This window comes from Verrucosispora sp. TAA-831 (assembly GCF_050780145.1).
In the GTDB taxonomy this organism is placed as follows: Bacteria; Actinomycetota; Actinomycetes; order Mycobacteriales; family Micromonosporaceae; genus Micromonospora.
Map to the genome: position 1 here is coordinate 5,315,594 of NZ_CP192240.1, position 20,952 is coordinate 5,336,545.

Below are 20,952 nucleotides of genomic sequence, written 5' to 3' on the forward strand. Positions count from 1 at the left end.
GGTGCGTACGCAGCTCCTCGCGCCCATCCTCGTCGCCACCGCCGGACTGCTCGCCCTGGGCGCGATCCAGACCGACAGCGCGCTGTCGACCACCCGCGACGCCGAACGCGCCCGGGTGCTGGCCGGCACCGCCACCGCCACCGTGTCGCTGGTGCACGAGGTGGAACGGGAACTCGGCGAGACGGCCGCCCTGCGCCAGCGCGGCGGGACCTCCGGCCGGCAACTCGTCGACGCACAGCGCCAGCGGGTCGACGAGGCCGTGGCACGCTACCGGTCGGCCAGCGAGGACGCCCGGCGGACCGCTCCCGACCTGGGTCGTTCCCTGGACGGCGTGGACGAGTACCTCGTCCAGCTCGACGAGGCCCGGGTGGCCGCACTGGGCTCCGCGACCGCCGACCCGACCTACGTGGCGCTGGTGGATTCGCTGCTCACGGTGGCCGACGCGCTGCCCGCCCAGGTACGCGACCCGGAGCTGGCCAACCGGGCCCGGGAGGTGGCCGCGGTCGCCGCCCAGGAGCACCTGGCGTCGCTGGAACGTGACCTGCTGCGGACCGTCTTCGTGCGGGGCGAGCTGGCCGAGGGCGAACTGGTCCGACTCGGCCGGCTGCGGGGCGCGGCGGAGCAGCGGCAGGCCGAGTTCTCCCGCATCGCCGGGGCGGACGCCACGGCCGCGTACACCCGGTTGATGGAGAGCAGTGACGTCTCCACCGCCCGGCGGATGCGCGACAGCGCGCTGAACGCGGACCGCGAGCCGGCCGCACTCGGCACCGACGGCGACGCCTGGTTCGTGGCGCAGAGCGGCACCATCCGCCGGTACAACCTGCTGGGCCGCGAACTCTCCGACGAACTCGACCGTCGGGCCGCCGCGCTGGCCGCCGACGCCCGCCAGCGGGCGCTGGTCACCGGCGGCTCCACCGGCGCGCTGGCGCTGGCCTCGCTGGTCGCCGCCGCGATGCTCGCGGTACGCACCAGCCGCCGGTTGCGGCGACTACGGGTCGCGGCGTTGACCATGGCGCACCGGGAACTGCCCGAACGGATCACCGCGATATCGGCCGGCGACAGCGCTTCCGGTGCCGGTCCGGCCTCCCAGGCCACCGCCGGGATCAGTCGCGGGCGCGACGAGATCGCCCAGGTGGCGGAGGCGTTCGACACGGTCAACCGGGCTGCCCTGCGGCTCGCCGGTGAGCAGGCCGAGTTGCGCATGGACGTGACCCGGATGGTCGAGGCGCTGGCCCGCCGGATCCGGACGCTGATCACCCGCCAGTTGCGCCTGCTCGACGAGTTCGAGCAGGAGGAGACCGATCCCGACGCGCTGGCCCGACTGTTCGCGCTCGACCACCTCGCCGCCCGGATGCGGCGGAACGGCGAGAACCTGCTGGTCCTCGCCGGTGGCGAACCGGGCCGCTCGCACGAGGGCCCGCACCTGCTGGCCGACGTGGTCCGGGGCGCCGCGTCGGAGATCGAGGAGTACGCCCGGGTCGAGATCGACGTACCGGCCGCCGCGGTGCACGGCTCGGCGGTGGGCAACATCGTCCACCTCCTCGCCGAGCTGCTGGAGAACGCCACCGCCTACTCCCCGCCGCACGCACCCGTGCACGTGGACGGTCGACGGACCGTCGACGGGCTCACGTTGCGCGTACACGACCAGGGCATCGGCATCGGCGAAGTCCGGCTCGCCGAGATCAACGAACGGCTGCGGGCACCCGCCGTGCTGTCCAGCGCGGCGGCCGGCAGCATGGGTCTGCACGTGGTGGCCCACCTGGCCGCGCGGCACGGGGTGCAGGTGCGGCTGCACAGCGCCGGTGCGGGCACGGTCGCCCAGGTGGAGGTCCCCGAGGCGCTCCTCACCCGGGTCGAGGAGGTCAAGGGGCGGCCGTCCGCCGCGCCCCGGGCCACGCCCGGCGGTGCCGGCTGGTTCCGGTCGCCCGACGGTACGCCCGGCGGCATCGGCGTTCCGCGGCCCCGGGTGGACGTGGGCACCGCGCCGGAGCAGTTCAACGTGCACCGGGCCCCGACGATGACGCTTCCGGTGGTCCGCGCCGCCAACGGCTCGTCCGGCTGGTCCGGGGCCGGGGCGGGCGTCGGGCCCGGCACGGCACCGCCGAGCTGGTCCGGTGCCGGGGCGGGGCACCCGCCGCCGGACTGGTCGGCGCACGCCCCCTCGGACGGTCGACCCACCTGGTCGGCAACCGGCGCGGCGACCGCGAGCGGGCTACCCCGGCGTACCCGTGGCGGCGGCCTCCAGTCCGAACTGCACGACACACCTCCCCCACCGGCCGGCACCGACCTGCTCGACCCCGAGGTGGTCCGAGCCCGACTCACCGCCCTGTCGGCCGGGGTGGCCCAGGCGATGCGACGCAACCAGCAGACCAGACACACCGGGAGACCCGAATGATGCCCAACGTCAGCGCCGGCCTGGACTGGCTCCTGGCGAACTTCGCCGAGCAGGTTCCGGACGTGTCGCACGCCCTCGCCGTCTCCGGCGACGGGCTGCGACTGGCCGCCTCACCCCACCTCTCCACCGACCAGGCGGACCAGCTCGCCGCCGTGATCAGCGGCCTGGCCAGCCTGACCGTCGGCGCCGCACGGCTGATGTCCGCCGGCCGGGTACGCCAGCAGATCGTCGACATGGACGGCGGAGTGCTGCTGGTGATGGCGGTCGGCGACCGCGCCCTGATCGGGGTGCTCGCCTCCGCCGGATGCGACCTGGGCCAGATCGGCTACGAGACGGCCACCCTGGTCCAGCGGGTCGCCGAAGCCCTGGAACCGGCGATGCGGGCCTGGGCGGAACACGGCGGAGTGCCGGCGTGACCGGGCCGGATGTCCACGCTTCCGTGCCTGCCGCCACAGGTCTCAGGCCCGATGCCCGGGGTCGCGGACGGCGTCTGGTGGCGGCGGTGCTGGCGGTCGCGCTGGTCGCCACGGGTTGCGGCACCGAAACCGATCCGGAGCCGCGCCCGTGGCACGACGGCCGGATCTTCCTGGCCACCGGCAACACCACCGGCGTCTACTACCAGCTCGGTGGCGGGTACGCCGACATCATCAGCCGACACCTGCCCGGCTACGAGGCCCGCGCCGAACCGACCGGAGCCTCCGGCGAGAACATCACCCGCCTGGTCGAGGGTGACATGGAGATCGCCTTCAGCCTCGCCGACACCGCCGCCGACGCCAGCGCCGGACGTGGCGCGTTCTCCGGCCAGCCCCAACCGGTCCGGGCCCTGGCCCGGGTCTACAGCAACTACACCCACGTCATCGTCCGCGCCGACGCTCAGATCACCGGCCTCGCGGCCCTGCGCGGCAAGCGGGTCTCCACCGGCTCACCCAAGTCCGGCACCGACGTCATCGCCGCCCGGCTGCTCACCGCCGCCGGGTTGGACCCCGAACGGGACGTACGCCGGGCCCGGCTGTCGCTGCCGGAGACGGTCACCCGGATGCGGGCCGGAAGCCTGGACGCGATGTTCTTCTCCGGCGGCCTACCCACTCCCGGCATCGCCGACCTGCTCAGCGGCGCACCGGGTCGGTTCGCCCTGCTACCGATCGCCGAGCTGGTCGAGCCGCTCAACGCCGAACACGGCTCGGTGTACACCACCGCCGAGCTACCCAAGGACGCCTACGACACGCCGAGTGGCACCCCCACCGTCACGGTGGCCAACGTGATCCTGGTCAGCGCCGACATGCCCGAACAACTGGCGTACGACCTGACCCGGCTCCTCTTCACGTACCAGACCGACCTGGCCGTGGCACACCCCGAGGCCCGCAACTTCGATCGCCAGAGCGCCGCCTCCACCGATCCGATCTCCCTGCACCCCGGCGCCGCCCGCTACTACCGGGGCGGCTGACAACCGCTGCTCTGCCTCGACGTGGGGCGGCACCGGGCCTCTCCGGCGTCCGCTACGGGCGCTCGGAGAACTGGGTGACGAACGCACGCCAGGAGCCGGGACCGAAGACCAACACCGGCCCGGCCGGATCCTTGGAATCACGTACACCCACCACACCCGACAGGTTGTCGGCCACCTCCACGCAGTTGCCGCCATCGGGGCCGCTGCGGGTGCTCTTGCGCCATCGGGCGCCGGTCAGCTCCATGTCTCCGCCAACTCCGCTATCAGATCGAGGGACTGCTGCTGCGATAGTGCCTCACCCCGGATCGACTCCCAAACCTCGACCATCTGCTGAACGTAGTCGGGGCGGTCGATCACCTGCCCGTGGCGTTGGCCCTCCAGGTAGACGACATCGTCTCCGTTGGGCGAGGTGGCGATCACGAAGGGCCCGCCGAGCCCTGCATATGCTCCGGCTGCCAGCGGCACGACCTGAATCCGAACCCGGGGCATGGCTGAACCCGTCTTCCCCAGGTGTCGCAGTTGCTCCCGCATCACTTCCTGCCCGCCGATCCGGCGGCGCAGGACATACTCATCGATGACCACGGTGAAGAGGGGCGGCCGGTCACGGGTCAGCGCCGCCTGGCGGTCCAACCGGTTGGTCACCTGCTGCTCGACCTCGTCGTCAGCGAACAATCCGCCACCCGACAGCAACGCACGGGCGTAAGCCTCAGTTTGCAGCAGCCCCGGCACACACAGCGGCTCGAACGAGCGCAGCGCGGTGGCCTCTGCCTCGATGCCTGCCCAGTCGCGGAACCACGGCACCACGGACTCCCGGCTGAGTCGGCGTTGGATGCGCTCGAAACGTCCGTCGGCGGCGAACACCGTGTCGCAGCGGCGGGCGAAGTCCAGGCTCGGCTTCCGCTCGCAGGTCTCCACCTTCGCCACCAGCGCGGCCGAGTAGCTGAGCGCCTCGGCCAGCGCGGACTGCGACATGTCGGCAGCGGCCCGGACCAGCCGAAGTTCCTCCGCGAAGTGCTCCAGCATGGACGAGCGGTCCACGGACACCCTCCGTACATCGTCGTACCGCCTGGGAAACGGCTCCGGACGCACGTGGCGTCACCGCGCCAAGCCTCCCACCGTAGTCGCGTCCTCACCAGACTGTCACGCAGCGGGACCGCTCACGGGATCGGACGGCGGGCGGAACCAGGCCGGGGCGTCGGCGTACCCGACTCGGCCGGCGCCCCATTCACCTCGACGGAGGCCCACCCATGCGATTCCGGTTCCGGCGATGTCCGCCCCCGGCCACCCCCATCCCGCTCCCCCGGGACCGGGACTGGTGACGGCCCGTTACCGCCCCCACGTCGCGGCCCGACCGTCCTGGCGGTGCCGGGTGTGCGGTGCCCGCTGGCCGTGCTCACCGGCCCGGCTGGCGTTGCTGGGCGAATACCGGGAGAACCGCACCGGCCTGCTCGTCTATCTCGGCTCGATGATGTACGACGCCGCCGACGACCTGGCCGGCACCTGCCCACCGGAAGCCCTGGCCGCCCGCTTCCTCACCTGGGCCCGCCCCCGCTAGCCCCCCACCCACCCCACCCACCCCCACACCCCACCCGCCCCCACACCACCCGACCCGCGCCGATCATGGAGTTGTGGCGAGGATAAAAGGGGGCAAAGCACATCCTTCCGGGTGCCACAAGTCCATGATCGGCGTGACTGGCCGCCCGATCGGCGAGCGGCGGCCCGATCGGCGAGCAGCCGCCTGATCGGCGCGAGCGGCGGCCTCGGCGGACGGCGCGAGCGGCGGCCTCGGCGGACGGCGCGGACGGCGTGACGGAGCAGGGCGGCCGGGCGGGTCAGAGGTCGGTGGGGGTGGTGGCGGCGCGGGCGGCGGCGACGAGGTGGTCGGTCTCGGCGAGTACGGTCGGGTCGTCGGTGGGAGTGCCGGGGTCGTAGCGGACCATCCAGGTCAGGCCGTCGACGCCGGACACCCGCCGACCGACGATCCGACCGGCGCCACCGGGAACAGCGTGGTGCTGGGTGTACGCGACCGACTTGGTGACCCGAGCCCGGATCTGGTGCGGCAGCTCACCGGGATCGAGCAGCAGGTAGCGCTCGGCCGGACAGTCGGCGACCACCACGTACCCGTCCCGTTCGGCGACCTGCTCGCCGGGGGTGACGGTCAGCTCCCGGCCGGACCAGACCGCCTTGACGATGTCGTGCCAGCCGATTCGGTGGCCGCGTCCGGGCAGCCAGAGCCCCAGATTGGTGGCCACCACCACGCCGTCCCCCTCGCCGTTGCCGGCGGCTGACCAGGCCAGCACCCGCTCGTCGCGCTCCAGCGGTGGCCGGTCGGCCGGTGGCAGCTTCGGTCGGCGGCGGAACAGTCCCATCTCTACAGCCCTCCTGCCGCCTGCTCGCGCAGCGCGCGGGCGTGCTGCTCCAGCGACAACAACTCGCCGAAGGTGGCGAAGTACTCGTCCTTGTTGTTGACCGGGTTGATCCGCTGGATCCGTGACTTGAGGTCCCGGATGCGGGCGGTGACCGAGCCCCACTGGAGGCGGGCCATGGTGATCGAGACGTACCTGGGGTCGGGCTCACCGTCGATCCGCAGCGGCTCCACGGCCAGCTCACCGACGAGGGCCTGGGCCGCCAGGTCGGTGCAGGCGTCCCGGACCGACTCGATCCACACCGCGCCACCGGCCGCCGACGCGGCACCACCGGCCGCCGTGACCGCCTCCCGGACCACCACGTGCACCGGGTGCCGGTAGTCGCTCGCCTCGACCGCGTCGAACATCGGCCCGGCCAGCGCCGGCTCCTGAAGGGCGAGCTTGAGGGCTTCCCGCTCGACCATCGACTGCGGACTGTCCACCGTCGGCTCGGCGCGGGCGGAACGCGTCGACGCCTCGGCCGGGCGCCCCGAAGCGGCGGCCAGTACCGCCCGCTGCACCGGCTCGATCTCCATGCCGAGGTCACCGGCGAGCTTGCGCACGTACTCGGGACGCTTCTCCTGGTCCTTGAGCTTGGCCACCAGCGGGGCCGCCCGGCGCATCGCCTCCACCCGGCCGTCCACGGTGTCCAGGTCGAAGCGGTTGAGCATGTGCCGCAGCGCGAAGTCGACGAGCGGCTCGCGACGGGCCACCAGATCGCGTACCGCCAGGTCGCCCTTTGCCAGGCGCAGCTCGCACGGGTCCATGTTGTCCGGGCTGACCGCGATGAAGGTACGCCCGACGAACCGCTGGTCGTCCTCGAAGGCCCGCAGCGCGGCCTTCTGCCCGGCGGCATCCCCGTCGAAGGTGAAGATGATCTCCCCGGCCACCGCGTCGGTGTCCAACAGCAGCCGGCGCAGCACGCCGATGTGGTCCGCGCCGAAGGCGGTGCCGCAGGTCGCCACGGCGGTCGGCACGTCGGCCAGGTGGCAGGCCATCACGTCGGTGTACCCCTCGACCACCACCACCCGGCCCTGCTTGGCGATCTCCCGCTTGGCCTGGTCGATGCCGTAGAGCACGTGCGACTTCTTGTAGATCGGCGTCTCGGGGGTGTTGAGGTACTTCGGGCCGTCGTCGTCCTCGAAGAGCTTGCGGGCACCGAAGCCGATCACGTCGCCGGTCAGGTCGCGGATCGGCCAGAGCAGCCGACGCCGGAAGCGGTCGATCAGGCTGCCCGAGCGGGCCGGTCGGGACAGCCCGGCGGTGATCAGCTCGTCGTGGGTGAACCCGCGCTGGCGCAGGTGCTTGGTGAGCGGGTCCCAGCCCTCCGGTGCGAAGCCGCAGCCGTACCGTTCGGCGGCGGCGCGGTCGAATCCCCGCTCGGCCAGGAACTCCCGGGCGGTACGCGCCCCGGCGGTGGTGAGCTGCCCGGTGTAGAACTCCACGGCGGCGGCGTGCGCGGCGACGAGCCGCTGCCGCTGGCCCTGCTGCGGGCGGGTGCGCGGGGCGGAGCGGTCGTCCTCGACGTACCGCAGTTGCACGCCGGCCCGTTCGGCGAGCCGCTCCACCGACTCGACGAAGCTGAGGTGCTCCGCGTCCATCAGGAACTTGATCGCGTCGCCGCCCGCGCCGCAGCCGAAGCAGTACCAGACGTTACGGGCGGGTGAGACGTTGAACGAGGGGGACTTCTCGTCGTGGAACGGGCAGAGCCCTTTGAGGTTGCCGCCGCCGGCCGACCGGAGCGTCACCGTGTCGGAGATGACCTCGGCGATCGACGTACGCTCGCGGACCAGCGCGATGTCCTCGTCCCGGATCCGCCCCGCCATGTCGCCACCCCCTCGGGCTACATCCTGCCCTGCCCCACCGACGGTGTAAGGAAGGGCCCCCTGCTAACGCCTGCGGTAGAGCAGGGGTCCCCTCCTCACACCGTCGTCAGCGGGGAGGACGGCGCAGGTAGCGGCGTACCGGCGGTGGGCCCTCGTCGTCGTAGGAGCGGGCGGTGCGGACGGCGGCGGCCAGGCCCGACCGCCGGGGTCGGGTCGGCGGCGCGAGCAGCGGATCGTCGGACATGTCCTTGACCAGCGAGGCGGCCAGCCCGAGCATCACCAGCACGAACGGCAACGCGATCATGATGGTGGCCTGTTGGAGGGCGTCCAGCCCACCGGCGAGCAGCAGCACCGCGGCGACCGCGCCGATCAGCACACCCCAGGAGACCACCAGCACCCGGTGCGGCCGGAGCGCGCCCCGCGAGGTCAGCGAGCCGAGCACCAGCGAGGCCGAGTCGGCGCTGGTGACGAAGTACAGCGCGACCAGCACCACGGCCAGCACGCTGGTCAGCGCCGCCAGGGGCAGCGCGTCGAGCAGGCCGAACAGTGCCTGCTCGGTGCTGGCGGCGACGTCGGCGACCAGGTCACGGGTGCCGGTGGTCTGGATCCGCAGCGCGCTGCCGCCCATGATCGCGAACCAGACGGCGCTGGCGCCGCTGGGCACCAGCAGCACACCGATCAGGAACTGCCGGACCGTACGGCCACGGGAGATCCGGGCGATGAAGGTACCGACGAACGGCGCCCAGGAGATCCACCACGCCCAGTAGAAGATGGTCCAGCCACCGAGCCACGACGGGTCCGAGAAGGCGCCGGTACGGGTGGACATGACGACCAGGTCGTCCAGGTAGTTGCCGATCGAGGCGGGCAGTACCTCAAGCGTGTAGATGGTCGGACCGACCACGAACACGAAGAACATCAGCGCCAAAGCCAGCAGCACGTTGGTGGTGGAGAGCCACTTGATGCCCTTGTGCAGGCCGGTGAAGGCGGAGATCACGAAGGCCAGGGTGAGTGCGCCGATCACCACCAGTTCGACGGCGGTGCTGTCCGGGATGCCGACGACCAGGTCGAGTCCGGCGGCGATCTGGAGAGCGCCGAGGCCGAGGCTGGTGGCCGAACCGAAGACGGTGGCGAAGACGGCCAGCAGGTCGATCGAGCGCCCCAGGACACCGTCGGCCCGGTCGCCGATCAGCGGCCGGAACGCCGCCGAGATGCTGTTCTGCCGGCCCTTGCGGAACGTCGAGTACGCCAGTGCCAGCGCCACCACCGCGTAGATCGCCCACGGGTGCAGCGTCCAGTGGAACAGCGTGTACTGCATGGCCGCCCCGGCAGCCGCCTCGCTCAGCGGCTCGACGCCACTGGCCGGCGGCGGGGTGGTGAAGTGCTGGATGGGCTCGGCGACGGCGAAGAAGACCAGGCCGATGCCCATGCCCGCGCTGAACATCATGGCGATCCAGGCGAGCGTGCTGAACTCGGGTTCGTCGGAGTCGCTGCCGAGCCGCAACCGACCGAACCGGGACACCGCCAGCACCAGCGCCAACACCAGGAAGGCGTTGGCGGCGACCACGAAGAACCAGCCGAACGTACTGGTCACCCAGGCCAGGCCGGACTCACCGAAGCTGGCCAGCGAGTCGCGCGCGAGTACGCCCCAGACCACCACGGCCAGCACGCCGCCGACGCCCAGTCCGAGCACTGTCCGGTCGACTTCACCGGCCGTCCGGTCGGGCCGTTGCGGACTCTCTTCGCTCATGGTCACCCCGAACCAATCCTCCGGTTCCCGCGCCGCCACGTGCCGCATTCAGCACGAATCACCCGGGCGGGACCAGGGATCAGGGCACCCGGAGGTGGCCGCCGACGGGACGCGAACGCATTCGGAGGGCTCGGGCACCTCGAACCCTATTCGATCATGACGCTAACAGGGTTCGAGGGAATCGGCTCGTCAAGCCCTTGATCAACCGACCGGAGCGGGGACCGGCGCCTGTTCGTCGAGATCGACCTGACGGTTCCAGTCGGACTTGCTGGCCCGCCAGCCCTCGTCGTCCAGGCCCCGCCGCCAGTAGCCGGAGATGGAGAGCGCGTCACGCGACACCCCCCGCTCCACCCGCAACAGCTTGCGCAACTGGCGGACGAAACCCGCCTCGCCGTGCACGAACGCCTGCACCGCACCGGGCGGGAAGTCCAGCCCGCGTACGGCGTCGACCAGCGCCTCACCCACCGGCCGGGCACCCCGGTGCAGCCAGGTCACCGCCACCGCGCCGGGGCTGGGCAGCGGCTGCTCGTCGAGCGGGCCGTCGACCTCGACGAAGACGTACGCCGGCGCGCCGGCCGGCAGCCGGGCCAGCGACGCGGCGATCGCCGGCATCGCGCTCTCGTCACCGACCATCAGGTGCCAGTCCGCCTCCGGACTCGGCGCGTACGCCCCGCCGGGGCCCACGAACAGCACCTCGTCGCCGGGGCGCAGGGCGGCGGCCCACGGCCCACCCAGCCCCTCGTCACCGTGGTGCACCACGTCCACGGTCATCTCCCCGGCCGCCGCGTCCCAGTTCCGGACCGTGTACGCCCGCAGCCGGGGATAGTGCTCCCGGGGCATCTCGCGCCGGATCGCGGCGAGGTCCATCGGACGCGGGTAGACCACCCCGTCGACCGGGAACACGATCTTGATGTAGGTGTCGGTGTACTCGCCGAGCGGCAGCCCGACCAGTTCCTCCCCACCCAGCACCAGCCGGATCACGTGCGCGGTGGGTCGCTCGGTGCGCAGCACGCGGGCGGTGGTGACCTTGATCGGGCGCTCCGTCATCTGGTTAGGCTAGCCTAACTAACCCGGTGGTCGTCCACCCCGGTACCCGATCCCCCGCCGCCCGGCGCGCTGTGGATGTAAGGAAGGGTCCCTTCCTATACACCAGGCGTTAGCAGGGGACCCTTCCTTACACACCCAAGCCCACACCCCACAAACCCAGCCCCGCGCGCGGCCGGTCAGGTGCCGAGCAGGCGGGTGTGCCAGGAGAGTGCGGCCGGATCGGTCAGCGAGGCCACCTGGTCGATCACCACCCGCAGCCGGGCGGAGTCGTCCGGCGCGGAACGCCACGACGGCGCGAACACCGGGTCGAGCGCCTCCGGCGCCCGCCGCGTCAGCACCGCCACCAGCTCGGTCAGGATCTCCCGCTGCCGTTGGTAGCGCTGCGAGGCGCCGGGACGGCGCATCACGTACCGCAGCGCGATGCCCTTGAGCAGCGCACACCGGGCCCGCAGCGGCCGGGGTACGACGAGGTCGGCCGCGTAGCGGCGGTGCGGCCCGGGCCCGTACCGGTCGGTGGTGGCCGCCACCGCGGTCGCCACGAACCGTCCGGTCAGCACGCTGGTGGTGGCCTTGAGCGCGGCCTGCGCCCGGTGACTGCCGTCGTACCCGGCCAGCCGGGCGAACAGCGGGTCGGCCAGCAGCTCCAGCAGCGTCTGCTCCAGGTAGTCGGGCGACTCGGCCGAGTAGACGGCGGCCACGTCGGCGCAGAGCGCGACCCGCTCGTCGGCGTCGACCCGCAGCGGCTCCAGGGTCAGGTATCCGCCGTGGATGCCGTCCTCGACGTCGTGCACCGAGTACGCCACGTCGTCGGCCCAGTCCATCACCTGCGCCTCCAGGCAGCGCCGCTCGCCGGCCGGGCTCCCCTCGCGCAGCCACTGGAAGACCGGCAGGTCGTCGGCGTACACCCCGAACTTGCGCCGGCCGGGTCGGCGGGTCCACGGGTACTTGCCGACGGCGTCCAGCGCGGCGCGGGTCAGGTTCAGTCCGGCCGAGGTGCCGTCGGCGGCGTACACCTTGGCCTCCAGGCGGGTGAGCACCCGCAACGTCTGGGCGTTGCCCTCGAAGCCGCCGCAGTCGGCGGCGACCACGTCCAGTGCGGCCTCGCCGTTGTGTCCGAACGGCGGGTGTCCCAGGTCGTGGGCGAGCCCGGCGGTGTCCACCACGTCCGGGTCGCAGCCCAGCCGCGCGCCCATCTCGCGGGCGATCTGCGCCACCTCCAGCGAGTGGGTCAGCCGGGTCCGCAGGAAGTCGTCGGTGCCGGCCGTGTGCACCTGGGTCTTGGTGGCGAGTCGGCGGAACGCCGCCGAGTGCAGCACCCGGGCCCGGTCCCGCTCGTACGGCGACCGGCCGTGGTCGGCGTCCTTGGCCGGCTCGCCCACCCAGCGCGCCTCGGCGCCGTCAGCGTTCAATCCCCCGCCTGCCGCAGGACACAGAACTCGTTGCCCTCCGGGTCCGCGAGCACCGTCCAGTCGTCGCCGTCCTGGCCGACGTCGACGTGCCGGGCGCCCATGTCGACCAGCCGCTCCACCTCGGCCTCCCGGTCGGCCGGGCGCAGGTCGAGGTGCAGCCGGTTCTTGCCCTCCTTGACCCCGCCTCCACGCACGAAGAGCAGACCGGGCAGCCGGTCGGGGGACTGACGGATCTCCACCTCGTACGACAGCTCGCGCACCACCTGGTAGCCGAGCGCCTCGGCCCACCAGCGGGCCAGCCGTCCCGGGTCGCGCGCGTCCACGGTCAGATGCGTCCAGACGCTGGTCATGCCGGCACCACCGGCCGGCCGTCGGCACGACTTCCCAGCAGTGCGGTACGCGATTCCATCCGGCCACCCTTCGCGACGACGGTCCACGGGCGAGCCCAGGTTACGCCCGCTCGGCCGGTACGGCCCGGTCACGACGTCCCCCGTCGTGGTCACATCCCCCGATCAGTCGAGAGTTGCCGACCGATTGCCGACGGTCACGGGATCGCCTAACTTGACGCCGACAGGTAGCGTCGCCACTGCGGAACGTCACTTGTTGAGGCGGAGACACGACCGGTGGGAGAGACACGCTCGTGAACGCGGAAACGATGATGGGCACCGAGTTGCGTGGGCTGCGTCGCCGTCGCCCCGAGATCGCCGGTGTGGTCCTCGCCGGCATGGACGGCCTGCTGATCTCCAGCGACCTGCCCACGACCGACGCCACCCACCTCGCCGCCCTGGCCGCCGCCAGCTTCGGCCTCGGCCATCGGATGGCCACCACGGTCCGACGGGGAGAGTTCCACGAGTCCGTGGTGCACACCGCCGCCGGTTGCGTGGTCACCTATCCCGCCGGCCGGGACGCCCTGCTGACCCTGGTCGCCGAGCCGGGCGCGGATCTGGTCGCGCTGCGCGAGGAGGCCCGGGGCGTGGTCGACCGGGCCGGTGCCGCGCTCGCCGCCCGGCACCGCCCGACGTTGCCGACACAGCGCCCCGATCCGCACGCCCCGCTGGCGGTACGCAACCCGATGGCGACCCTGCCGAGTCGACGTCCGCACCGCGACCCCTACATCACCTGGCGTCGACCTCCGATGTGAACCCCGGGCCAGTGGTCCCCGATACCGGGCCGATGGACGCATGTCCACCGACCCGGCTGCGTCACCGGCTGTCCGAGCCCGCCGTGACCACCGCAGCCCGCCCCGCCTCCAGCCGGGCCACCGGCACCCGGAACGGCGAGCACGAGACGTAGTCCAGCCCGACCGAGTGGAAGAAGTGCACCGAGTCCGGGTCGCCGCCGTGCTCGCCGCAGACCCCCAGCTTCAGGCCGGGGCGGGCGGCCCGTCCCTCCTCGGTGGCGATCCGCACCAACCGGCCGATCCCGTCGGCGTCGATCGACTCGAACGGCGAGATGCCGAAGATGCCCAGTTCCAGGTAGCGCCAGAAGAAGGCACCCTCCACGTCGTCCCGGGAGAATCCCCAGCCCATCTGGGTCAGGTCGTTGGTGCCGAAGGAGAAGAACTCGGCCGCCTCGGCGATCTGCCCGGCGGTCAGCGCCGCCCGGGGCACCTCGATCATCGTGCCGATCAGCACCTCGACGTCGCTGCCACCGACCACCTCGCCGATGATCCGCTCCGCCTCCGCGCGTACCGTCTCCAGTTCCTGCACCGCGCCGACCAGCGGGACCATGATCTCGGGGCAGGACCGTACGCCCTGCCGGGCGCACTCCACCGCCGCCTCGGTGATCGCCCGCACCTGCATCGCGAACAGACCGGGGATCACCAGGCCGAGGCGTACGCCGCGCAGCCCCAGCATCGGGTTCTCCTCGTGCATCCGGCGGACGGCGGCCAGCAGCGCCTCCTCCTTCGCGACGTCCTCGCCGCGCTCCTGGGCGACCGCCACGTCGACCGCGAGCTGTTCCAACGGAGGCAGGAACTCGTGCAGAGGCGGGTCGATCAGCCGGACGGTGACCGGTTGCCCGTCCATCTCCCGGAAGATCTCCACGAAGTCGGCCCGCTGCAACGGCAGCAGCGCGGCCAGGGCCTGCTCCCGTTCGTCCGCCTCGCGCGCCAGGATGAGCCGTTCGACCAGCTCACGCCGGTCACCGAGGAACATGTGCTCGGTGCGGCAGAGCCCGATGCCCTCGGCGCCGAAGCGCCGGGCCCGCGCCGCGTCGGCGGCGGTGTCGGCGTTGGTGCGTACCGTCAGCCGCCGCGCGCCGTCGGCGTGCGACATGATCCGGTGTACGGCCCGGACCAGCGCGTCGTCCGTGCTCTCCGGGTCGAGTTCGCCCTCGAAGTACTGCACCACCTCGGACGGCGTGGCCGGCACCTCGCCCAGATACACCTTGCCGGTGGTGCCGTCGATGGAGACCACGTCGCCCTCGGTGACCGTCCGCCCGGCCACGGTGAACCGCCGGCCGGGCACGTCGATGTCCAGCTCGTCGGCGCCGGAGACGCAGGTCTTGCCCATCCCCCGGGCCACCACGGCGGCGTGGCTGGTCTTGCCGCCGCGGGAGGTGAGGATGCCGCGTGCGGCGATCATGCCGTTGAGGTCGTCCGGGTTGGTCTCCCGGCGGACCAGGATCACGTCCTGGCCCTCACCGGCCAGTTCCACCGCGCGGGCCGAGGTGAAGACGACCCGGCCGACGGCGGCACCCGGCGAGGCGCCGATGCCGGTGGCGACCGGCTGGAACTCGTGGTCGAGCTGGAAGCGGGGGAACATGAGCTGGGCCAGTTGGGCGCCGTTGACCCGGTGCAGTGCCTCGTCGAGGTCGATCAGGCCCTCGTCGACGAGCTGACCGGCGATGACGAACGCGGCGGCGGCGGTCCGCTTCCCGACCCGGGTCTGCAACATCCAGAGCTTGCCGTGCTCGATGGTGAACTCGATGTCGCACAGGTCCCGGTAGTGCCGTTCCAGCCGGGCCATGTAGTCGAGCAGCTCGTCGTAGGAGGTGCGGTCGATCCGCTCCAACTCCTGCAACGGCACGGTGTTGCGGATGCCGGCGACCACGTCCTCACCCTGGGCGTTGGCCAGGTAGTCGCCGTAGATGCCCTGCGCGCCGCTGGCCGGGTCACGGGTGAAGGCGACCCCGGTGCCGGAGTCCGGCCCGAGGTTGCCGAAGACCATCGCCACCACGTTGACGGCGGTGCCGAGGTCGGCCGGGATGCGTTCCTGCCGCCGGTAGACCACCGCCCGCTCCGCGTTCCACGAGTCGAAGACCGCCCGGATGGCCAGGTCGAGCTGCTCGCGCGGCTCCTGCGGAAAGTCCCGCCCGGTGTGCTCCCGGAAGATCTTCTTGTACGTGTCGACAAGTCCCCGCAGGTCGTCCGCGTCCAGGTCGAGGTCGTCGGTGGTGTTCCGGGCCCGCTTGGCCTCGTCGAGCGCCTGTTCGAACGCCTCTCCCGGCACCTCGCAGACGGTCTTGCCGAACATCTGGATCAGCCGCCGGTAGGAGTCCCAGGCGAACCTGTCGCTACCGCCGGAGGCGGCCCGAGCGGGACTGCCGCCGGAGGCGGTCGGATCTGCGCTGCCGCCGGAGGCGGTCGAGTCGGGGCCGGCCGGATCGGTGGAGACGCCGGCCTGCCGGGCCAGGCCCCGCACCGAGCGGTCGTTGAGCCCGACGTTGAGGACGGTCTCCATCATCCCGGGCATCGAGAACTTCGCCCCGGACCGCACCGAGACCAGCAGCGGGTCATCCGGGTCGCCGAGCCGTCGACCCATCCCCCGCTCCAGGGAGTCCAGGTGACGTGCGATCTGGTCGGCCAACCCGTCGGGCTCCGCCCCGGTGGCGAGGTACGCCTGGCATGCCTCGGTGGTGATGGTGAAGCCGGGCGGAACCGGCAGGCCGAGGTTGGTCATCTCGGCCAGATTGGCACCCTTGCCGCCGAGCAGGTCCCTGAGATCCTTGTTGCCCTCGGCGAAATCGTAGACGTACTTGCGTTCGACCGTTTCCTGCGTCACCAAAGCCTCCCACGCGCCCGGATTGACACTTAACGAAGGTTCAGTTTCCGAATGCCCCGGGGTCGGCCACTGGTAATCCGGGGACTATTCCGATCGGTGGGCGAAGGCTAAGCGAACTTCGCGAGCCCCGGGACCATTCGGTGACAATGGGCACAGCAATCACGACCGGGTGCGTTCGTCACGGTCTCTGGGAACGTTTCCACGTGCACGAATACGCAATGGCCGACCTCCCCGTACTCTTGACGGCACGCAGCGTCACCCTCGCACCATTGCCAGAACCTCCGCGACTACACCCCTCGGAGCCGTCGTCGTGTCCACGCCCTCCACCGCCGCCCCCGTACCGCCCGAGAACACCGCCCCGGCCGGCGTACCCGCCGCGCGGACCGGCACCACCGCGGACCGCACGCCACCCGCCGCCCCGGAGGCCACCGCCGTCGGCACGGTCGCCGCTGGAGAGGTCGCCGCCGTCGACCCGGTCGGCGGGGCGGTACGCAGCACCGGGGAGCTGGCGCAGACGGCCGCGCGGGAGGCGGCGGCACAACTCGCCCGGCCCGCGCCGGTACGGCTCGACGACGTGGTGCCGGCACCGGAACGCGTCACCCCGGACACCACCGCCGACCACCTGCTCACCGCCGACACGGTGATCCGGGTCAACGCCGACCCCGCCGCCCTGGCCGTCGCCGAGCAGCTCGCCGCGCTGCTGCGCCCCGCCACCGGGTACCCGCTGCCGGTGACCGACACCACCGCGCCCGCCCCGGTCGGCGGCATCGTCCTCGACCTGACCGGCGATCCCGACCTCGGCCCGGAGGGCTACCGGCTCGACGTCGCCCGCGACGGCGTACGGCTCCGCGCCGGCACCGCCGCCGGCCTGCACCACGGGGTCCAGACGCTGCGCCAACTGCTGCCCGCCGACATCGAGAACCCCACCCCGGTCGCTGGGCGCTGGGTGCTGCCCGGCGGATCGATCCTCGACCGGCCCCGCTACCCGCACCGGGGCGTCATGCTCGACGTGGCCCGGCACTTCTTCGGCGTACCCGACGTGCTGCGGGTCATCGACCACCTGGCCCGGTACAAGCTCAACCGGCTGCACCTGCACCTCACCGACGACCAGGGTTGGCGGATCGCCGTCGACTCCTGGCCCGACCTGAGCACCGTCGGCGGGACGACCCAGGTCGGTGGCGGGCCGGGCGGGTACTACACGCAGGCCGACTACCGCCGGATCGTGACGTACGCCGCGGCGCGGCACATCACCGTCGTCCCCGAGATCGACCTGCCCGGGCACACCAACGCCGCGTTGGCCGCGTACCCGGAACTCGCCCCGGACCGGGCCGCGCCACCGCCGTACACCGGCACCGAGGTCGGGTTCAGCTACGTCGACCCGGCACACGAGCGGACGTACGACTTCGTCGCCGACGTCCTCGGCGAACTCGCCGCACTCACCCCCGGCCGGTGGCTGCACATCGGCGGCGACGAGGCGTTCAAGGTGCCCGCCGACGTCTACGCCGCGTTCGTCGAGCGGGTGCAGCGGATCGTCGCCGGGCTCGGCAAGACGGTCGTCGGCTGGCACCAGATCGCCCCGGCCGGGCACGTCGACGGGCGGATCCTGCAGTGGTGGGGCACGAACGGCGACGACCCGCAGACCGCCGACGCGGTCCGTCGGGGCGCCCGCCTGGTCCTCTCCCCCGGCAACCACGCGTACCTGGACATGAAGTACGCCCCGGACACGCCGATCGGGCACGACTGGGCCGGTCTCGTCGACGTACGCCGGGCGTACGAGTGGGATCCGGGCACGCACCTGACCGGCGTACCGGCCGAGGCGGTGCTGGGGGTGGAGGCACCGCTCTGGACCGAATCGGTGACGAACCTCGCCGAGATCGAGTTCATGCTGCTGCCCCGCATGCCCGCCATCGCCGAGCTGGGCTGGTCACCCCGCCGCACCCACGACTGGGACGCCTTTCGTCGACGGCTGGCCGGGCACGGCCCGCGCTGGACCCGGGCCGGTATCACCTTCCACCACGCACCCGAGATCCCCTGGCCCACCACCCCTCCCCCCGGAGGTAAGGAAGGGACCCTTTCTATACACGAGGCGTTAGTAGGGGACCCTTCCTTGCCTCCGGGCGAGCGCGCCGTGCCCGCTCCCCGATCCCCGAACTCCCCAGACCGCCCCACCAGCCCCACCGGCTGACGACCGGAGCAGCCCGCGCGCCCCGGTCGACCGACCGGCCGTCACTGCGACCACGGCGCTTCGCGGCGCGAGGGAAAGGCCGGATCGGGCCCTCCGCGACCAGCATCCGGGGCGCGCGGCATGCCCGTTGTGGCACTCAGCATCCGGGTTGGTTGGTGAAACCTGCGCCATGGCGTCCGGTTCGTTCCGGAATGCGAGGTCGTCGTGGCCGCCCCGATCGCGGAATCACCGGCCGGGGCCGGGGGTTGTACATGGCATGACCGCGACGCCTCCCCCGGCGCCGCACCCCGGGACCGGGTCGGAATGACCCCGCACCCCCCGGCGTTACACCCGACTCGGACGTCGTGAGCGGCCCCCGGCCCCCGACGGTTCCGATCGCACCTTCCCCCTTTCGCACGGCCCCGGCACACCCCCACGTGGGCCGCGCGCACCCCCGACGAAAGGTTCAGATCATCATGCGTACCGCTATCTTCCGCAAGGCTGCCCTGACCGCTGCCGGCCTCGCCTTCACCGGCGGCGCCATCGCCGGCCCGATCACCACCGCGTACGCCGCCCCGGCTGGTCCGCCCGCCGCCACGGTGCAGGCCGACCGTAAGGGCCACGGCGAGCGTCAACTCGACGTCCGCTACGAAGCCCAGCCCAACTTCTACTACTGCGGCCCCGCCGCCGCCCGCAACGCCCTCAGCGTCCAAGGCAAGAACATCGACGTCCACACCATGGCCAAGGAAATGGGCACCACCGAGAACGGCACCGACTCCATCAACGACATCACCCCCGTCCTCAACCGCGAAACCGGCAAGGACGTCTACAAGTCCGTAGAAATCAGCACCCCCACCGCCGACACCCACCACACCGACAAGCTCCGCCAGGACATCGTCCGCACCATCGACGACAGCCGCGCCGTCGTCGCCAACATCGCCGGCACCACCACCGACACCACCGGCACCACCCACAGCTTCGAAGGCGGCCACTACATCAGCGTCACCGGCTACACCGACAACGGCAACACCGTCACCATCGCCGACTCCGCCAACCCCGACCACGCCCGCTACGACCTCCACATCAACAACCTCGCCAACTGGATCGCCACCCGCGGCTACGCCACCACCCACTGACACCCACAACCACCGACGGCCGGCCCCCACACCAGGGGCCGGCCGTCGGTGCTTGCAAGGAAGGGCCCCCGCCTAACGCCTCGCGCACAGCAGGGGACCCCTCCTAACACCCACACCCACACCCGCCGCCGTCCACGGCGACCGCCGCCGGGCGCCAGTGCGGGCGCGGGTGCGGCGGGCTCAGCCGCCGGAGTCGTCCAGCTCGGCGCCCTCGGGAACGGTGTCGTCGTCGCGGCTGGCCAACCAGCCGTCGGGCAGGAAGACCTTGCCCGGGGAGTTGGTCCGGCCACGAGGCTGACCGAGCGTCTCCACCGGGAACGGCACCCCGGGGTCGAGCTTGCCGAGCAGGTCGTCGAGCTGGGCCAGCCTCTCGATCATGGCCAACGCGCGGCGCAGCTCACCGCCGACCGGGAAGCCCTTCAGGTACCACGCGACGTGCTTGCGGAAGTCGGTACAGCCGTCCCGCTCGCCGCGGGCCGGGTTGCGGGCTCCGGCGGTGAACTGCGCGACCAACAGCTCGGCGTGCCGCCGCATGGTCGTCGCCACCTCGCCGAGGTTCGGCAGTCGGCGCTCGGCGCGACCGTCGAAGGCGGCCTCCAGGTCGGCGAAGAGCCACGGCCGACCGAGACAGCCGCGACCGATCACCACCCCGTCCACGCCGGTGTGCGCGACCATCCGCAGCGCGTCGTCTGCCTCCCAGATGTCACCGTTGCCGAGCACCGGTACGTCCAGCGCCTGCTTCAGGGTGGCGATCGCGTCCCAGTCCGCGGTGCCCGAATACCGCTGCGCGGCCGTACGCCCGTGCAGGGCGACTGCGGCCACCCCGGCGTCCTGCGCGGCGAGGCCCGCCTCGACGTACGTCAGGTGGGTGTCGTCGATGCCCTTGCGCATCTTCACGGTGACCGGCACCCCGGCGGGTGACGCGGCGTCCACCGCGGCCCGCACCAGACGGGCGAAGAGCCGACGCCGCCACGGCAGGGCCGCGCCACCACCCCGGCGGGTGACCTTCGGTACCGGGCAGCCGAAGTTGAGGTCGATGTGGTCCGCGAGGTTCTTCTCGACCACGATCCGCACGGCGGCGGCGGTGGTCTCCGGGTCGGTGCCATAGAGCTGGAGGCTGCGCGGGCTCTCGTCCGCACCGAAGGCGATCATGCGCAGTGTCTTCGGGTTCCGCTCGACCACCGCCACCGTGGTGATCATCTCGCAGACGTAGATGCCGCCGCCCTGTTCGCGGCAGAGCTGGCGGAAGCCGACGTTGGTGATGCCGGCCATCGGCGCCAGCACGACCGGCGGCCACACCTGATGCGGCCCGATGGTCAGCGGGCGCAGGACGGGAGCGGTTGTCGGCACGCACCCAAGTGTAAGGAAGGGGCCC

General features: G+C 72.2%; 17 protein-coding genes. 7 read left to right on the forward strand and 10 right to left on the reverse strand.

Going from position 1 to position 20,952, the window contains the following annotated elements:
• Position 1 precedes the first annotated feature (1 nt).
• From ACQVFL_RS23505 to ACQVFL_RS23515, 3 genes are all read left to right on the forward strand, one after another.
• Positions 2 to 2,395, forward strand: a complete 2,394-nt coding sequence (locus ACQVFL_RS23505; RefSeq protein WP_431727615.1) for a nitrate- and nitrite sensing domain-containing protein — start codon at positions 2 to 4, stop codon at positions 2,393 to 2,395.
• Positions 2,392 to 2,811 carry a roadblock/LC7 domain-containing protein gene (locus ACQVFL_RS23510; RefSeq protein WP_396693466.1) on the forward strand — a complete coding sequence of 140 codons (420 nt, stop codon included), beginning with the start codon at positions 2,392 to 2,394 and terminating at the stop codon, positions 2,809 to 2,811. Before ACQVFL_RS23505 ends, ACQVFL_RS23510 begins: the two co-directional genes overlap by 4 nt.
• A 77-nt stretch (positions 2,812 to 2,888) precedes the next feature.
• Complete coding sequence (locus tag ACQVFL_RS23515) at positions 2,889 to 3,839, forward strand: TAXI family TRAP transporter solute-binding subunit (RefSeq protein WP_396693468.1); 951 nt, start codon at positions 2,889 to 2,891, stop codon at positions 3,837 to 3,839.
• A gap of 52 nt (positions 3,840 to 3,891) precedes the next feature.
• Here the strand turns inward: ACQVFL_RS23515 and ACQVFL_RS23520 are convergent, their stop codons facing one another.
• Positions 3,892 to 4,083, reverse strand: a complete 192-nt coding sequence (locus ACQVFL_RS23520; RefSeq protein ID WP_396693470.1) for a DUF397 domain-containing protein — start codon at positions 4,081 to 4,083, stop codon at positions 3,892 to 3,894.
• Positions 4,074 to 4,928: a helix-turn-helix domain-containing protein gene (locus tag ACQVFL_RS23525; RefSeq protein WP_431727616.1), complete on the reverse strand. Its 855-nt coding sequence runs from the start codon at positions 4,926 to 4,928 to the stop codon at positions 4,074 to 4,076. Before ACQVFL_RS23525 ends, ACQVFL_RS23520 begins: the two co-directional genes overlap by 10 nt.
• 226 nt (positions 4,929 to 5,154) lie before the next feature.
• Between ACQVFL_RS23525 and ACQVFL_RS23530 the strand changes: the two genes are divergently transcribed.
• Positions 5,155 to 5,394 (forward strand): flavin reductase, encoded by a 240-nt coding sequence (locus tag ACQVFL_RS23530; RefSeq protein ID WP_431727617.1) that lies wholly within the window; start codon positions 5,155 to 5,157, stop codon positions 5,392 to 5,394.
• Between the two features lie 277 nt (positions 5,395 to 5,671).
• Here the strand turns inward: ACQVFL_RS23530 and ACQVFL_RS23535 are convergent, their stop codons facing one another.
• From ACQVFL_RS23535 to ACQVFL_RS23560, 6 genes are all read right to left on the reverse strand, one after another.
• Entirely contained in the window at positions 5,672 to 6,208 is a 537-nt protein-coding gene (locus ACQVFL_RS23535) for a hypothetical protein (protein WP_396693477.1), read from the reverse strand.
• Positions 6,209 to 6,210: 2 nt separating this feature from the next.
• Positions 6,211 to 8,070, reverse strand: coding sequence for a DNA primase (gene dnaG, locus ACQVFL_RS23540; RefSeq protein WP_431727618.1), 1,860 nt, complete (start codon positions 8,068 to 8,070; stop codon positions 6,211 to 6,213).
• A gap of 106 nt (positions 8,071 to 8,176) precedes the next feature.
• Positions 8,177 to 9,817 carry a BCCT family transporter gene (locus ACQVFL_RS23545; protein ID WP_431727619.1) on the reverse strand — a complete coding sequence of 547 codons (1,641 nt, stop codon included), beginning with the start codon at positions 9,815 to 9,817 and terminating at the stop codon, positions 8,177 to 8,179.
• A 201-nt stretch (positions 9,818 to 10,018) separates the two neighbouring features.
• Positions 10,019 to 10,864 carry a siderophore-interacting protein gene (locus ACQVFL_RS23550; RefSeq protein WP_431727620.1) on the reverse strand — a complete coding sequence of 282 codons (846 nt, stop codon included), beginning with the start codon at positions 10,862 to 10,864 and terminating at the stop codon, positions 10,019 to 10,021.
• A gap of 176 nt (positions 10,865 to 11,040) precedes the next feature.
• On the reverse strand, positions 11,041 to 12,273 hold the full coding sequence (locus ACQVFL_RS23555) for a deoxyguanosinetriphosphate triphosphohydrolase (RefSeq protein ID WP_431727621.1): 1,233 nt from the start codon (positions 12,271 to 12,273) through the stop codon (positions 11,041 to 11,043).
• Positions 12,270 to 12,623, reverse strand: a complete 354-nt coding sequence (locus ACQVFL_RS23560) for a VOC family protein (RefSeq protein ID WP_396693487.1) — start codon at positions 12,621 to 12,623, stop codon at positions 12,270 to 12,272. Before ACQVFL_RS23560 ends, ACQVFL_RS23555 begins: the two co-directional genes overlap by 4 nt.
• A gap of 290 nt (positions 12,624 to 12,913) precedes the next feature.
• Between ACQVFL_RS23560 and ACQVFL_RS23565 the strand changes: the two genes are divergently transcribed.
• Entirely contained in the window at positions 12,914 to 13,414 is a 501-nt protein-coding gene (locus tag ACQVFL_RS23565; protein WP_431727622.1) for a roadblock/LC7 domain-containing protein, read from the forward strand.
• Between the two features lie 61 nt (positions 13,415 to 13,475).
• Here ACQVFL_RS23565 and ppdK read toward each other — a convergent pair whose 3' ends face one another.
• Positions 13,476 to 16,280 (reverse strand): pyruvate, phosphate dikinase, encoded by a 2,805-nt coding sequence (ppdK, locus tag ACQVFL_RS23570; RefSeq protein ID WP_431727623.1) that lies wholly within the window; start codon positions 16,278 to 16,280, stop codon positions 13,476 to 13,478.
• A gap of 307 nt (positions 16,281 to 16,587) precedes the next feature.
• On the opposite strand from ppdK, the gene ACQVFL_RS23575 reads away from it, so the two are divergent.
• Together ACQVFL_RS23575 and ACQVFL_RS23580 are read left to right on the forward strand one after the other, a co-directional pair.
• The gene (locus ACQVFL_RS23575) at positions 16,588 to 18,462 is read left to right on the forward strand and encodes a family 20 glycosylhydrolase (protein WP_431727624.1); all 1,875 of its coding nucleotides are present in this window, start codon (positions 16,588 to 16,590) and stop codon (positions 18,460 to 18,462) included.
• 455 nt (positions 18,463 to 18,917) lie between these two features.
• Positions 18,918 to 19,577, forward strand: a complete 660-nt coding sequence (locus ACQVFL_RS23580; RefSeq protein ID WP_431727625.1) for a C39 family peptidase — start codon at positions 18,918 to 18,920, stop codon at positions 19,575 to 19,577.
• A 180-nt stretch (positions 19,578 to 19,757) separates the two neighbouring features.
• Here ACQVFL_RS23580 and dusB read toward each other — a convergent pair whose 3' ends face one another.
• Positions 19,758 to 20,927, reverse strand: a complete 1,170-nt coding sequence (gene dusB, locus ACQVFL_RS23585) for a tRNA dihydrouridine synthase DusB (protein ID WP_431727626.1) — start codon at positions 20,925 to 20,927, stop codon at positions 19,758 to 19,760.
• Between the last annotated feature and the right edge of the window lie 25 nt (positions 20,928 to 20,952).